Raw genomic sequence first — 13,987 nt, forward strand, 5'->3', positions numbered from 1 at the left:
CCGTGTCCCGGGACGTGGTCGAGACGCTCACCGGCTTCGCCCGCACGCTCCGGGCCGCGGGCGTCGGCGCCGACCCCGAACGGGTCCAGGCGATGATCGGCGCGGTGAGCCACCTCGACGTGCTCGATCCGGTCGACGTGTACTGGGCCGGGCGGCTGACCATGTGCGCCGACCCGGCGGACCTGCCGCGCTACGACCGGTGCTTCGCCGCGTACTTCACCGGCCGTACGCCCCCGGTGACCCGCACGGTGCCGCCCCCGGTCACCGTCATCCGCCCGGCCGCCACCCCGGGCGCGGCCGAGGGCGGCGACGAGTCCGACGACGTCTCCCTGGCGACCGCCAGCGAGATCGAGGTGCTGCGGTCGCGTGACGTGGCCCGGCTCAGCGCCGCCGAGCGCGCCGAGGTCCACCGGCTGCTCGCCCTGCTCGACGACGTCTCCGCCCGGCGCCGGTCGCGGCGCTTCACCGCACGCCACCGCGGGCGCCTCGACCAGCACCGTACGGTCCGCTCCATCCTGCGGCGCGGCGGGGAGATCTCCGGTCTGCGCTACCGCGCCCACCGCACCCGGCCCCGGCGCGTGGTGCTGATCGTGGACGTGAGCGGCTCGATGAGCCCGTACGCCGACGTGCTGCTGCGCTTCGCGCACGCCGCCGTGCGCTCCGCGCCGCGGACCACGGAGGTGTTCAGCGCGGGCACCCGGCTGACCCGGGTCACGCGCGAGCTGCGCCACCGCGAGCCGGACGCCGCGATGCGCGCGGTGTCGGCGGCGATCCCGGACTGGAGCGGCGGCACGCGGCTGGGGGAGGAGCTGAAGGAGTTCCTCGACCGCTTCGGGCAGCGCGGCATGGCCCGCGGCGCGATCGTCGTCGTCGCCTCCGACGGCTGGGAGCGCGGCGACCCGTCGCTGCTCGGCGAGCAGATGGCACGGCTTCGCCGGCTCGCGTACCGGGTGGTGTGGTCCAACCCCCACAAGGCCCAGCCGGGCTACGAACCGCTCACGGGAGGGATGCTCGCGGCGCTTCCGTACGTTGACCACTTCGTGGCCGGTCACAGTCTGGCCGCGCTCGAAGAACTGGCAGGGGTGATCGGAAATGCGTGACGTCCTCGGTGATATCGCCAAGTGGTACCACGAGGGGGAGACGTTCGGGCTGGCGACCGTCGTGAACACCTTCCGCAGCGCCCCACGCCCGGCCGGGGCGGCGATGGCCGTCTCCGGCGGCGGTGAGGTGGTGGGCAGCGTGTCCGGCGGCTGCGTCGAGGGCGCGGTGTACGAGCTGGCGCAGGAGGTCGTGGAGTCGGGCCGGCCGGTCGTGCAGCGCTACGGCGTCAGCGACGACGACGCCTTCGCGGTCGGGCTGACCTGCGGCGGCATCCTCGACATCCTCGTCGAGCCGATCAGCCCGGAGACGTTCCCGCTGTTCGGCGAGGTGGTCGCCGCCATCGAACGCCACGAGCCGGTCGCGATCGCCACCGTCATCGAGGGCCCCGGCGAGATCGGCGCCCGGCGGCTCGTGTGGACGGACCGCGCGGAGGGCTCACTCGGCGTCGAGCGGCTGGACGAGGCCGTCGACGACGACGTGCGCGGCATGCTCGCCCAGGGCACCACCGGCATCCGCCGGTACGGCCGGCACGGCGAACGCCGGCTCGACGAGCTGGGCGTGTTCGTCCACTCGTTCGCCCCGCCGCCGCGCATGCTGGTGTTCGGCGCGATCGACTTCGCCGCCGCGGTCGCCCGGATCGGCAAGTTCCTCGGCTACCACGTGACCGTCTGCGACGCCCGCCCGGTCTTCGCGACCGCCAAACGGTTCCCCGAGGCCGACGAGGTCGTGGTGAAGTGGCCGCACAAGTTCCTCACCGAGACCGAGACGGACGTGGACGAGCGCACGGTGATCTGCGTGCTGACCCACGACCCGAAGTTCGACGTGCCGCTGCTGGAGGTCGCGCTGCGCACCCGCGCGGGCTACGTGGGCGCGATGGGCTCCCGCCGCACCCACGACGACCGCCTCGAACGCCTCCGCGAGGCGGGTGTCACGGAGGCGGAGATCGCTCGCCTCCGCTCGCCGATCGGCCTCGACCTGGGCGCGCGCACTCCGGAGGAGACCGCGGTCTCGATCGCGGCCGAGCTGATCCAGCTCCGCTGGGGCGGCACCGGCCAGGCCCTCACCGAGACGGAGGGCCGCATCCACGGCGCCTGACGGTGCGGTGGTTCCGGGCGGTCTCCCGGAGACCGCCCGGAGCGTCGCGCACGGGCGGTCTCACCGCGGAGACGGCCGGGGCGTCACCTGCGGGTGGTGCCCGCCTCGGCGAGGTTGACGATCGCCTCGGCGGCCCGGAAGTACTTGTTGTGTCCCATGTCGCCGATGGTCTTGATGCCGAACGCCTTGTTCAGCGCCTCCGCGTCGGCGTCGCTGACCCCGGCGATGGCTGCGACGGGCGCGTCGCAGAGCCCTTGGAGATCGGTGTTCTCATAGGCCTTGTCAAGTAGCTTGTCCAGGTCTGCGGTGACTGCCATGTCCGTGCACCTCCATCTGCGTGCCATGACCGGGGCGTTCGTGCCCCTCTGTAGGCCCTTCCCCGATATGTCCGGCTTGGCACGTGATCGCGGCTCCGCGCGCCGATGATCAGCGATTCGGCCGGTCGGCCGGGCGGGACCTGGATACGCTCTCCGAGCATGGAGACCAGGCATGCGGGAGCACCCGCGGGGCTGTTGCTCGCCGCGGGAGAGGGGCGCAGGCTCGGTACGCCCAAGGCGCTCGTCGAGATCGGCGGGACGCGCCTGGTGGACCGGGGCGTGCGGATGCTGCACGAGGCCGGCTGCACGCCGATCGTCGTGATCACCGGCGCGGCGCGCGTGGACGTCGCGGGCGCCGTCGTGGTGCACAACCCCGAGTGGCGCAGCGGGATGGGCTCCTCGCTGCGCACCGGGCTGTCCGCGCTCGCGCCGGCGTGCCCGGCCGTCGTGATCGCCCTGGTGGACCAGCCCGACGTCACCGCGGCGGCCGTGCGGCGGCTGCGGGCGGCGTACGAGGCCGGGGCGCGGGTCGCGGTGGCGACCTACGGCGGCCGTCCGCGCAACCCGGTGCTCATCGCCCACGAGTACTTCGACGAGGCCTCCGCGTACGCGCGGGGCGATGTGGGGGCGCGTGAGTTCCTGCGCGCCCGGTCCGACATCGTCGTTCCGGTCGCCTGTGACGACGTCGCGGACCCCGGTGACATCGACACGCCCGAGGATCTTCAACGGTACGGCGGCTCCCGCTGACAACCGATCGCGGCGCTCGCGCGTCTTGCACACGCCGGGGGGCTCTAGTGGCGTAAGTGACGACAACGGTGTCACGGGCACCGTGGGAAGGCGCGCGATGAGCAACTGGCCGGAGGAGCCCGGCTACCACTGGGTCACGCACAACGACAGCACGGCGAGCCACCTCGCCAAGGCGGCCGAGGCCATGGCCGCTCCCGTGCCGGATGTCGCGAAGGCCCAGGTTCACGCCACGATGGCGCAGGCGGAGGCCACGATGGTCGTGGTGCACACGCTGCGCGACATCATGGGCCGCATGTACGAGCAGACGGTCGCGGTGGAGAACCTCCGCCGGACGATCGCCGGGCTCGACGGAGCCGAGGACGACGCACGGAACGCCGACTCGCTGATCTTCGGCCGCGAGGCGGATCTCAGCCGGGAAGCGTGACGGCGTCGGCGTCGACCGCACCGCAGTCGACCGCGCGCCGCAGCCGCGCCGTCAGTGCCTTGATCGTCGCCGGCTCGTCGAGCACACCGTCCGCCCGGCGGTCGGCGTCTCCCGCCTCGGTCCACGCGCGGACCCGGTCGATGACGTCGTCCAGCCCGTTCAGGTGGAAGGCGTAGACGGTGGCGAACCGGCTCGCCAGGTGCGCCGCGTGCATGTCCCAGCCCTGGTTGTAGCCGTGCAGCAGGGAGTAGCGCACCAGGGCGGAGTGCCGGCGCCACGCCTTGTGGACGTCGGCCGTCTCGTCGCCCGCCGGCACGATGTTGGTCGAGCCGTCCGACAGGCGCACGCCCGTGCCGGCCAGCGTGACCTGCATGACGTGCCGGGCGTACTCGCAGGACGGGTGGTCCAGCCGCTGCTCCGACGGCGGCAGCCCCAGCGCGGCCGTGTAGTCGTAGACGCCGAAGTGGGCGGCGCTCAGCCGGCCGCCGGCGGCCTTGACGACCGCGGGCAGGCCGGTGACCGACTCGGGCGTCTCGACCTGGATCTCGAAGCGCAGCATGTTCGCCGGCAGGCCGATCTCGTCCTCGAACCGGGACAGGAACTCGGTGAAGATCTTCACGTGCTCCGCGGTGATGACCTTCGGGAACGTCACCACGAAGCCGCCCGGCAGCTTGCCGAGGCGTTCGGCGAGCCCGGTGAGGAACCCGTCCAGGGTGCGCATCGACCGCGCGTGCCCGCCGTCCGCGAACGACCGGACCCGCAGCCCCCAGTAGTAGGGCAGCCGTCGCGACTCGTACGCCCGCGCGACCTCCTCGACGGCGCTCGCGACGTGCGCGTCCTCCTCTTCGTCGTCGCGTACGCCGTAGCCGTCCTCGAAGTCGATCCGCAGGTCCTCGACCGGGTCGCGGGAGAGCTTGGCGGCGACCCGGTCGCGTACCGTCTCGGTCAGCGACGGCTCGACGCCGAACGCCGCGGTCATCGTGGACGGGTCCGCGACGTGGGCGTCCAGCAGCCTCAGCGCCTCCGCGCCCATCTCGCCGGCGGTGTCCGCGGTGAAACGGTCCGCGGGCACGTACACCGTGTGCACCGGCTGGCGGTCCGCCGGCTCGCCGGGGTGGCGGCGCGCGTGCTCGGCGCGCGCCTCCTCGACGCGAGCGTTCAGATCGTCGAGCGAGGACAGAGTCAACTTCACCGCGGTTTCCCTCCCAAAGATGCTGCGGCACACGTTACCGACCGAAACCGCCCCGAGACGGGTGATCACGTGGGGCCGTCAGCTCGCGGTGATGCCCCACACTCCGGAGGTCTCCTCACCGGGCCTCAGCGCGATGAGGTCGACGCCGGTGACGAAGGAGTTCGGCGGGCAGGTCATCGGCTCGGCGCCGAGGCCGGTGCGCCGCGTCTCGTCGGTCACCTCGTCGCGGGTGTAGACCTCCAGCCAGGGATGGCCCTCGCCGGCCCACAGCGCCACGGCGCGCTCGCCGTCGCTGAGCCGTATCCACGCCCGGCCGTCGCCGTCGCGGACCAGCGCGGTGTAGGGGTGGTTGATCGCGGTGGCGCCCAGACGCCGCGGCGTGCGGAAGTCGTACGGCGTGCCCGCGACGTCCCGCGCGTCGCCGACGGGGATGGAGCGCGAGTCGGTCTCCAGGTAGCGCTCGGCGGTGACGAGCAGGTCGCACTCGTCCAGTGGCCGCCCGAGCGTGAGGTAGGGGTGCGCCCCGTGCCCGTACGGCGCCACGCGCGAGCCGGCGTTGCGCGCCGACTGGCGCACCGTCAGGCCGCCGCCCGCGTCGAGGGCGTACTCCACGGTGAGGTCGAGGCGGAACGGATAGCCCGAGTACCCGAGCAGCCGGTGGGTGAGGGTCACACGGTGGCTCTCGTGCCCGGCGACGCGCCAGGGCGCGAACCGGACGAGCCCGTGGATCGCGTTGTCCAGCGGGCCCTCGTTGATCGGCAGGGCGTAGGCCTCGCCGTCGAAGGAGTAGCGGCCGTGGTCGATGCGGTTGGGCCAGGGGGCGAGCAGCTGCCCCGCGGCGGCCGGCGGTGGTTCGTCGGGACCGTGGGAGAGGATCAGCGGCCTGCCGTCGTGGGCGAGCGCGCGCAGGCTCGCCCCCTGCTCGGTCACGATCGCCGCGTAGGGCCCGGCGGAGATCTCGTACTGGTCACCCGTGAGCGTCATGGTGTGATTGTCGCCTGCTCGGCCAGGGCGTGCACAGCCTGGGCGAACACCTCGGCCGGCGGGGACACCAGGCCGGCGCCCACCTGCCCGGTGCCGGCGACGCGTCCGGCGATGCCGGTGTTGACGACCGGCAGCAGGCCGGTGCGGACGACCTTGGTGACGTCGATGCCCGCCGGTGTACCGCGAAAGTCGAGGATGGGCACCTGGAAGGCCGGGTGCTCGGCCAAGGTGATCTCGTACATGCGCTGGGTCGCGGCCAGCGCGTCGGGCACCTCGCCGCCGATGAACCGCACGATCGCCGGCGCCGCCGCCATGGCGAACCCGCCCACCCCGGTGGTCTCGGTGATGGTCGAGTCGCCGATGTCGGGGTTGGCGTCGGCCGGGCCGTACGAGCCCAGGTAGAGCCCGTCGGGAACGCCGGCCGGCCCGGTGAACCAGCGGTCGCCCGTGCCGGAGACCTGGACGCCGAAGTCGGTGCCGTTGCGCGCCATCGCCACGACCATCGACGAGCCGGGCACGCCGCGGGCGGCGTCCGCGCTCACCTTGCCCGCGGCCATGGCCAGGTTGAGGAAGAAGTGGTCGTTGCCGGCCGCGAACCGCAGGGCACGCGCGCCGCCCGCCTCGGCCAGATCGCCCGCCAGCTCGCGCACGAACAGGGAGGTCGCCGCGCGGTTGCGGTTGTGCAGCTCGTCGCCCATGTGCAGCGCCTGGGCCATGATCGCCCGCAGGTCGACGGGCCCGTGCGCCCGTACGGCGTCGCGCAGCCTCGGGCCGAGGTCGCCGGCCATCCAGCGCAGCCGCTCGATCACCTCCGGCCCGTACGCCCCGTAGCGCAGCACCTTGCCGAGACCCTCGTTGAGCGAGCAGTACGCGGTGCCGCCGCTCTCGGCGTCCTCGACCACGAACATCCACATCGACGGGCTGACCACACCCGCCATCGGGCCGACCGCGCGGTGGTGGTGGCAGGGTTCGAGAGGAGCGGCGCGGAGTAGCCGCTCGGCGTCCTCGGGCGTGTCGGCCAGGCCTTCGAAGAGTGCCGCGCCGATGAGCGCGCCGCGCATCGGGCCCGAGGCGCGGTCCCAGGCCAGGGGCGGCCCGGCGTGGAGGAACGCGCCGCGCTCGATGCCGAGGACCTCGCCCGCGGGCCGGACGTCGACCAGGTGGGGCCGGGCGCCGAGCATGCGGCGGACCGCCTCCGCGTTGGCCTCCGGCAGGCGCCGGTCGCCCGTGACGACGGCCAGATCGGCGGCGAGGTCGCCGTCCGGAGGCCGCCACTCGACCGACTCCACGGGTACGGCCTGCTCGGCGAGCGCGTCGGTCAGCACGGACGCGCCGGCCGCGACGACCCTGACCTCGCGGGTGAGCAGCCCACCGAGCCCGGCGCCGTCGTCGTCTCTCCCGCGCATGGTCACGATCCTTCCGCGAGGGCGGCGGCGTGACGCGCGGCCGCCGCGTTGGAGGCGAAGACCGCCGCGCCGGCGCCCGCGAGCGCCCAGGCCTGCCGGTCGCGGCCCTGCGGGTCGCCGGAGGTGCCGCACAGCGACACGACCACCGGCACCCGGGCGTCGCGGATCAGCGGGACGAGGGCGGCGGCGGGATCGGGGTCGGCGCCGTGACCGAGGACGACGTCGATCAGCACGACCGCGTTCGCGTCCCTCGCCGTCTCGGCGGCGAGGCGTTCGAGCCGCAGCGTCGGGTCGATCATCGGATGGGCGCGGCCACGGGTGTAGCGGTCATCGCCGAGGTCGGTCATCTCGTGCGGCGTCGAACCCGCGACGATCGAGGCCTCCTCGCACAGCGTGCCCCCGGCGAACAGCCCGCGGATCCGGCCGCGCCGCGGCGGGTGCGCACGCGCGGCGGGCGTCCAGGACGGCCACTCGGGCAAGGGCGCGCCGACGGTGTTCAGGGCGTCCTCGGCCACGGCGGTCAGGTCGCCGCCGCCCTCGCCGAGCAACCCCAGGCGCACCGGGGTGGCCAGCCGCCGCGCCGCCGACCGGATGAGGTCGCCGACCTCCGGCGCGGGCGGCTTGGACACCACGACGATCAGGTCGGTGGCCGGGTCCGCGTCCAGCGCCCGCAGGGCCTGGAGGGTCGACCGGCCGCTGATCTCGGCGGACAGGTCGCGCCCGCCGACGCCCAGCACGTGGCTGATCCCGGCGCCCGCCTCGTCGAGCAGGCTCATGACCTGCTGGGCGCCGGTGCCGGAGGCGGCGACCAGGCCGATCCGGCCCGGGCGCACGACGTTGGCGAAGCCGAGCCCGACCCCGCCGATCACGGCGGTGCCGCAGTCGGGACCCATCACGAGCAGGCCGCGCCGGGCGGCCGTCTCCTTGAGCGCCAGCTCGTGCTCGACCGGCACGTTGTCGCTGAAGATCATGGGGTTCAGCCCGGCCTCCAGCGCGTCCATCGCCTCGGCGAAGACGTACGGCCCGGGCACCGAGATCAGCGCGACGGTGGCGTCGATCCGCCGGGCCGCCGACCCGGTCGTGCGGGGCGGGGGAGGAGCGCCGAACGCACGGGGCGCGGTGCGGGTGGCGAGCAGTTCGTCGACCGTGGCTCGGGCGGACTCCAGCGCGGCCTCGTCGTCCGCGCGGATCGCCACGAGCAGGTCGTCGGGCCGTGCTCCGGGCGGGGGCGTGAAGCCCATCTCGGCGAGCAGGTCGACGTTGAGCGTGGTGGCCATGGCCGTCAGCGCGGCGCTCACTCCCGGGCGCTCGGCCAGGCGGCGGCCGGCCCGCATGAGCGTCACCGAGTCGTGGTACGCGCCGGGCCGTACCTCCACCACTTCGTTGGTGCCCAGGGTTCCCCGCCTCTCGCTCCGTCGTGTCGACCCGGTCACGGCGCCTCCTTCACCGACCCCGTGACCAGGTGTTGTTCTCTCTCATTCCCTCGCTCCGGCCGGTCACGTCGGCTCCGCGGCCAGGGCGCCGTGTCTTTTCGTTCCCTCGCTCCGCTCGGTCACGGGCCCTCGCCGGGCGCGGGCCGGGCGGCGGCGCTCAGCGCCAGCGCGGCGCGGCAGCCGAGCAGCAGTCCCCACGCCAGGTCGGCGCCGGACGTGTGACCGGTGGCGATGAGCCGCCGCGCGGCGGGGACGAGCGGGTCCTGGCCGGCGATGCCGCGCAGGACGGCCGCCGCCTCGAAACTCGCCTGGCCGCGGGCGGCGCAGTGCAGCAGGGTCGCGGCGAGCGACGTCGTACGCTCGCCGGCGTGGGCGGTGACGGCGGCGCCGAGCCAGTCGGCGAGCCACACCGCGCGCCCGCCGCCGGGCACCGCGCCGCCGAGCAGGCGCAGCGACAGCAGCAGGCCGGCGAGGGCGTCGTCGCCGCTGGGGGTCAGGCCCGGGCCGAGGCCGACGATGCGCTCGGCGGCGTCGACGGCGTGGGCGAGGTCGCCGGCGAGGCACGCCTCCGCGAGGCTCTTCGGCGTCTCGTGGCCGGACAGGCCCCACGGTCCGGTGACCGTGCCGAGCGCGCGCTCGCCGTGTGAGAGGCGGGCCAGCGACAGCGGTCCGAGCACGGGTGTGGGGTCCCACCAGCGGCGCACCCGTGCGCGCAGCCGCCCGCCGACCAGCACGCAGCCGTCGCCGGCGCACGCCTCGTCGCCCTCGCGCACCGCGCGGAACGGCTCGTGCCGGGTGGGGACGGCCAGGACGACCGCGTTCGGCGGGCGTACGGCGTCGGAGGCGGTCAGCGCGATCACCGCGGGCTCGGGGGACCGGTCGACCCGCAGGTAGACGGCGGAGGGGAAGACCGCGATGACCCGGCCGTGGCGACGGGGTCCGCCGAGCGCGGAGCGGACGCCCAGGCTGGCGGCGCCGGCGAGCGTGGGCACCGTCGCCGTGGGGGAGCCGCGCGTGCCGGACCTGCGCCGGGCGGTGGACACCGTCACCAGATCGCCTCCCCGTGATGGGCTCGCTCGTGGCGAACGTAGACCGGGCCCGGTCCCGGCCGTATGGAGAATTCTGCCAAGGATGGTTGCCATCGTTCGTGTCTGTTGTCATGGTTGTTCGCGCATAGGTGGTCAACTGCGGCAGATCGGGCACCCATGTCCTTCACCGAGCCCCTCCCTCCCACACTGCGTCTCGCGAGCACCGGAACCCTCACGTACGGGCTGTCCGTCGGCGAGGTGCTCGGCGTTCCCGCGCTCTCCGGGGCACGCGTGATCGCCGGTGAGAGCGGGCTCGGCCGGGTGGTGCAGCGCCTCAACGTGATGGAGGTGCCGGACATCCTCGGCTGGGTGAAGCCGCACGAGCTGCTCCTCACGACGGGATACCCGCTGCGCAACACGCCGCAGTCGCTCGGCCACCTGGTCGCCGACCTCGACGAGCGCGGCCTCGCGGCGATCGCGATCAAGCTCGGCCGCTACCTCGACGGCCTTCCGGACGAGATGCTGGAGCAGGCCGACCGGCTGGGCTTCCCGCTGATCCTGCTCGCGAATGACGTCGGCTTCGACGACGTGCTCAACCAGGTGCTGACCGACATCCTCAACCGGCAGGCCGCGATCCTCGCGCGCACCGAGGAGGTGCACCGCGCGCTGGTGCAGATCGTGCTGTGCGGCGGCGGGCTGCAGGAGATCACCGACGAGGTCGCCACGCTGCTCGGCGCGGCCGTCGCGGTCATCGACGGCGACGGACACGAGCTGGTCGCCTCCGGTGACGAGCGTTACCTGGCGGCGCTGCGCGAGGGCGGCCCCGGGTCCGGGGAGTACGGAGCGCACGGCGACCGTACGGTGGTGCCGGTCGTGGCCGGCGGCTACACCTACGGCCGGATGACGGCGGTCGGTGAGACGGCGCCCGAGGTCGGCATGCTGGAACGCGCCGCCACGGTCGCCGCGCTGGTCATCACCAAACAGCAGGCCGTCTCCGCGGTGGAGAGCAAGTACCGCGCCGACTTCCTGCGCGACGTGCTCACCGGCCGGCCGGGCGGCGGTGACGAGCACGTCGTCGCGCACAGCGCGAGCTTCGGCTGGGACCTCGGCCGCCCGGTCATGGTGGTCGTGGCCGAGCTGGACCGCGGTCCGGCGGGCGTGACGGACGAGCGGATGCTCCAGGACCGGCTGACCTCGGCGCTGACCTCGGCCGTGCGCCGCCGCGACCGCAAGGGCGCCGTGGCCGGTTTCAGCCACGAGGTCGTCGCCGTCCTCGGCGTGGACGCCTGCGACGTCACGACGCTCGCCCGGGACGCCGCCGCCGTGTTCGGTGACGCAGGCCGGACGTTCTCGGTCGGCGTCAGCCGTACGGCCGCGGTGCCGGGCGAGCTGCCGGCCGCCTACGATCAGGCGGTGAAGGCCGTGCGCGTGGGCCGCCAGCTCCACGGCGACGGCGCGGTCGCGCACTTCGACCAGCTCGGCGTCTTCCGGCTGCTGAGCCTGGTGGGCGACACCGCCGAGCTGCACGCCTTCGTCGAGGAGACCCTCGGCGAGCTCGCCGGCGACGGCGACCCGGAGGCCGTCGACCTGCGGCGCACGCTTCAGGTGCTGCTGGAGACGAACCTCAACGTGGCCGAGACCGCGCGGCGGCTGCACTTCCACTACAACACGTTGCGCTACCGGATCGGCAAGCTCGAACGGCTCCTCGGGCCGTTCACCGAGGACGCACACCTCCGCCTCAACCTGACCCTCGCGCTCCACGTACTGCGCATGCGGGGTATCTGAGGCCGGCGGTCTACCCCGCGACCGGGGATCATGAAACCCGCCCTGGTCACAACCCCCGATGTCCCGGTTTGGCAGTTCTCGACGATGTCCGCGAGGAGACACGGTTCTAGCGTGCCCGCAACTGCATCCTGGAGGGCCGCCATGGCGATCGGATGGAAACTGCACGGTGACGGCCGCGGGCTCGGGCCGGGCGAGGTGGTCGCGCCCGGCGAGCGGCTCTCGTGGGACCGCACCATCGGCATCGGCGCCCAGCACGTCGTGGCGATGTTCGGCGCGACGTTCGTCTTCCCGGTCGTGATGGGCCTGGACCCCAACCTGGCGATCATGATGTCGGGCATCATGACGATCCTGTTCCTGCTGATCGTGAACGGGAAGGTGCCGAGCTACCTGGGCACCAGCGCGTCGTTCGTCGGCGCGGTCGCCTCCATTCGCGGGGCGGGCGGCTCGACCGCCGACGTCACCGGCGCGATCCTGGTCGCCGGCCTCGTGCTCGCCGCGGTCGGCGTCATCATCCACTTCCTGGGTGCCGAGGTCATCCACCGGATCTTCCCGCCGGTCGTCACCGGCGCGGTCGTCATGCTGATCGGCTTCAACCTCGCGCCGGTCGTCGCGAACGTCTACTGGCCGCAGGACCAGTGGGTCGCGCTCGCGACGCTCGCGTTCGTGGTGTTCTGCGCGGTGGTGCTGCGCGGCTTCTGGTCCCGCATCGCCATCCTGCTCGGCCTGATCTTCGGGTACGTGCTGTCGTGGGTCCTCGACCGGCTCGCCGGCCAGATCACCGCGGTGGACGGCGCCGGAAAGATGGGCACTCATTACAGGGTGAACTTCGACGGCGTGCGGGCGGCCGACTGGTTCGGCCTCCCGCACCTGCACGGGCCCGGCTTCAAGACCTCGGCCATCCTGGTCGCGCTGCCCGCGGTCATCGCGCTGATCGCCGAGAACACCGGGCACGTCAAGGCGGTCGCCGCGATGACCGAGACCAACCTGGACCCCTACCTTGGCCGCGCGCTGGCCGCCGACGGCGTGGGGACGTTCCTGGCGAGCGCCGTCGGCGGCTCGCCGACGACCACGTACGCCGAGAACATCGGCGTCATGGCCGCCACGCGGATCTACTCGACCGCCGCCTACTACGTGGCCGCGATCGTGGCCATCCTGTTCGGCCTGTGCCCGAAGTTCGGCGCGCTCGTGGCGGCGACCCCGGGCGGTGTCCTCGGCGGCATCACCGTCGTGCTGTACGGCATGATCGGTCTGCTCGGAGCCAAAATCTGGATCGAGAACCGGGTGGACTTCGGCGATCCGGTCAACCTCGTGCCCGTCGCGGCGGGCATCATTCTCGCCGTGGGCGACGTCACGCTCAAGATCACCAAGGACTTCCCGCTCCAGGGCATCGCGCTCGGCACCATCGCGGTCCTGGTCGGCTACCACCTCCTGTCCGCCGCTCCGCGCTCGCCGCGCGACGCGGGCGGCGGCGTCATCGCGCCGGGCGAGCGCGACGGCGTCACGGACACGCCCGCCCGGCCGGCCGCGGAGGGAGCGGAGTGAGCCTCCCGTGAAGCCGCCCCCGTTCGACCACCACGCTCCGGAGACGCTGGAGGAGGCCCTGGACGTCCTCGCCCGTACGGGGGAGGACGCGAAGGTCCTGGCCGGCGGGCAGAGCCTGATCCCGCTGCTCAACATGCGGCTGGCCGCCCCGGCCCACCTCGTCGACATCAACCGCGTCACCGCGCTGGACACCCTGGAGGTCACCGCGGAGGGGGTACGGGCCGGGGCGCTCGCCCGGCACGCGCGCGTCGAACGGTCGGAGGAGGCGGCCGGCGTACTCCCGCTGCTGCGCGCGGCGCTGCGGCACGTCGCCCATCCCGTCATCCGCAACCGCGGCACCGTCGTCGGCAGCCTCGCGCACGCCGACCCGGCCGCCGAACTGCCCGCCGTCCTCGTGCTGCTGGGAGGCACCGTCGAAGCGCTGTCGGCCGGTGGACGGCGGACGATCCCGGCCGCGGAGTTCTTCGCCGGGCCGCTCGAGTCGTCGCTGCGGCCGGGCGAACTGGCCACGGCGGCGTTCTTCCCGGCGCCGCCCGTCCGGAGCGGCACCGCGTTCGCGGAGGTGGCGCGGCGGCACGGCGACTACGCCGTGGCCGGCGCCGCCGCGCTGGTCACGCTGGACGAGGACCAGCGAGTGACCGCGGCCAGAGTGGCCTACCTCAGCGTGGCGGCCACCCCGCTCTTCCTGGACCTGACCGAACCGCTCGGCCACCGGCCGCCGGTCACCTGCGACTGGGCCACCGCCGCCGCGTACGCGCGGGAGCACCTCGACACCGACGAGGACATCCACGCGAGCGCGGACTACCGCCGCCACCTCGCGGGCGTCCTCACCGAGCGCACCCTGCGCGCCGCCGCCCAGGAGGCCCTATGACCGAGCGAAGCGAGGGAATCAGGGACGCGCCCCTGTGGTCACCCTCTCCGACGCAGGAGGGC

13 protein-coding genes are annotated in these 13,987 nt (G+C 73.8%); 7 read left to right on the forward strand and 6 right to left on the reverse strand.

The features are described from left to right. Positions 1–2 precede the first annotated feature (2 nt). Both ABEA10_RS24325 and ABEA10_RS24330 read left to right on the forward strand, forming a co-directional pair. The gene (locus ABEA10_RS24325) at positions 3–1,100 is read left to right on the forward strand and encodes a vWA domain-containing protein (protein WP_345467715.1); all 1,098 of its coding nucleotides are present in this window, start codon (positions 3–5) and stop codon (positions 1,098–1,100) included. Then, positions 1,093–2,196 (forward strand): XdhC family protein, encoded by a 1,104-nt coding sequence (locus tag ABEA10_RS24330; protein ID WP_345467717.1) that lies wholly within the window; start codon positions 1,093–1,095, stop codon positions 2,194–2,196. The genes ABEA10_RS24325 and ABEA10_RS24330 overlap by 8 nt, the downstream gene beginning before the upstream one ends. An 83-nt stretch (positions 2,197–2,279) precedes the next feature. On the opposite strand, the gene ABEA10_RS24335 is transcribed toward ABEA10_RS24330, so the two are convergent. Continuing rightward, positions 2,280–2,513: a hypothetical protein gene (locus tag ABEA10_RS24335; RefSeq protein ID WP_329258133.1), complete on the reverse strand. Its 234-nt coding sequence runs from the start codon at positions 2,511–2,513 to the stop codon at positions 2,280–2,282. 159 nt (positions 2,514–2,672) lie between these two features. On the opposite strand from ABEA10_RS24335, the gene ABEA10_RS24340 reads away from it, so the two are divergent. Both ABEA10_RS24340 and ABEA10_RS24345 read left to right on the forward strand, forming a co-directional pair. Continuing rightward, positions 2,673–3,260: a nucleotidyltransferase family protein gene (locus ABEA10_RS24340; RefSeq protein WP_345467719.1), complete on the forward strand. Its 588-nt coding sequence runs from the start codon at positions 2,673–2,675 to the stop codon at positions 3,258–3,260. 97 nt (positions 3,261–3,357) lie between these two features. Next, positions 3,358–3,684, forward strand: a complete 327-nt coding sequence (locus tag ABEA10_RS24345; protein ID WP_345467721.1) for a hypothetical protein — start codon at positions 3,358–3,360, stop codon at positions 3,682–3,684. On the opposite strand, the gene ABEA10_RS24350 is transcribed toward ABEA10_RS24345, so the two are convergent. From ABEA10_RS24350 to ABEA10_RS24370, 5 genes are all read right to left on the reverse strand, one after another. Next, a complete protein-coding gene (locus ABEA10_RS24350; protein ID WP_345467724.1) occupies positions 3,668–4,876 on the reverse strand; it encodes a DUF6986 family protein in 1,209 nt (402 codons plus the stop codon). The two genes, ABEA10_RS24345 and ABEA10_RS24350, sit on opposite strands and share 17 nt — an antisense overlap. Before the next feature lie 78 nt (positions 4,877–4,954). Beyond that, entirely contained in the window at positions 4,955–5,860 is a 906-nt protein-coding gene (locus tag ABEA10_RS24355) for an aldose 1-epimerase family protein (protein ID WP_345467727.1), read from the reverse strand. Beyond that, the gene (locus tag ABEA10_RS24360; RefSeq protein ID WP_345467729.1) at positions 5,857–7,266 is read right to left on the reverse strand and encodes a YlbE family protein; all 1,410 of its coding nucleotides are present in this window, start codon (positions 7,264–7,266) and stop codon (positions 5,857–5,859) included. The genes ABEA10_RS24355 and ABEA10_RS24360 overlap by 4 nt, the downstream gene beginning before the upstream one ends. A gap of 2 nt (positions 7,267–7,268) precedes the next feature. Then, positions 7,269–8,699 carry an AllF/FdrA family protein gene (locus ABEA10_RS24365; RefSeq protein WP_345467732.1) on the reverse strand — a complete coding sequence of 477 codons (1,431 nt, stop codon included), beginning with the start codon at positions 8,697–8,699 and terminating at the stop codon, positions 7,269–7,271. Between the two features lie 119 nt (positions 8,700–8,818). After that, a complete protein-coding gene (locus ABEA10_RS24370) occupies positions 8,819–9,748 on the reverse strand; it encodes an oxamate carbamoyltransferase subunit AllH family protein (protein WP_345467735.1) in 930 nt (309 codons plus the stop codon). 156 nt (positions 9,749–9,904) lie between these two features. On the opposite strand from ABEA10_RS24370, the gene ABEA10_RS24375 reads away from it, so the two are divergent. From ABEA10_RS24375 to ABEA10_RS24385, 3 genes are all read left to right on the forward strand, one after another. Continuing rightward, positions 9,905–11,512 carry a PucR family transcriptional regulator gene (locus ABEA10_RS24375; RefSeq protein WP_345467737.1) on the forward strand — a complete coding sequence of 536 codons (1,608 nt, stop codon included), beginning with the start codon at positions 9,905–9,907 and terminating at the stop codon, positions 11,510–11,512. 141 nt (positions 11,513–11,653) lie between these two features. After that, the gene (locus ABEA10_RS24380) at positions 11,654–13,054 is read left to right on the forward strand and encodes a uracil-xanthine permease family protein (protein WP_345467738.1); all 1,401 of its coding nucleotides are present in this window, start codon (positions 11,654–11,656) and stop codon (positions 13,052–13,054) included. A 7-nt stretch (positions 13,055–13,061) separates the two neighbouring features. Further along, positions 13,062–13,925, forward strand: a complete 864-nt coding sequence (locus tag ABEA10_RS24385; RefSeq protein WP_345467740.1) for an FAD binding domain-containing protein — start codon at positions 13,062–13,064, stop codon at positions 13,923–13,925. Positions 13,926–13,987 lie beyond the last annotated feature (62 nt).

It is taken from the genome of Actinoallomurus oryzae (genome assembly GCF_039541955.1).
Taxonomy (GTDB): Bacteria; Actinomycetota; Actinomycetes; order Streptosporangiales; family Streptosporangiaceae; genus Actinoallomurus; species Actinoallomurus oryzae.

What these genes read in the sequence shown, in the direction of transcription:
- ABEA10_RS24330 (WP_345467717.1), top strand. Translation starts at nt 1,093, where the DNA reads ATGCGTGACGTCCTCGGTGATATCGCCAAGTGGTACCACGAGGGGGAG.
- ABEA10_RS24335 (WP_329258133.1), bottom strand. Translation starts at nt 2,513, where the DNA reads ATGGCAGTCACCGCAGACCTGGACAAGCTACTTGACAAGGCCTATGAG.
- ABEA10_RS24340 (WP_345467719.1), top strand. Translation starts at nt 2,673, where the DNA reads ATGGAGACCAGGCATGCGGGAGCACCCGCGGGGCTGTTGCTCGCCGCG.
- ABEA10_RS24345 (WP_345467721.1), top strand. Translation starts at nt 3,358, where the DNA reads ATGAGCAACTGGCCGGAGGAGCCCGGCTACCACTGGGTCACGCACAAC.
- ABEA10_RS24355 (WP_345467727.1), bottom strand. Translation starts at nt 5,860, where the DNA reads ATGACGCTCACGGGTGACCAGTACGAGATCTCCGCCGGGCCCTACGCG.
- ABEA10_RS24360 (WP_345467729.1), bottom strand. Translation starts at nt 7,266, where the DNA reads ATGCGCGGGAGAGACGACGACGGCGCCGGGCTCGGTGGGCTGCTCACC.
- ABEA10_RS24375 (WP_345467737.1), top strand. Translation starts at nt 9,905, where the DNA reads ATGTCCTTCACCGAGCCCCTCCCTCCCACACTGCGTCTCGCGAGCACC.
- ABEA10_RS24380 (WP_345467738.1), top strand. Translation starts at nt 11,654, where the DNA reads ATGGCGATCGGATGGAAACTGCACGGTGACGGCCGCGGGCTCGGGCCG.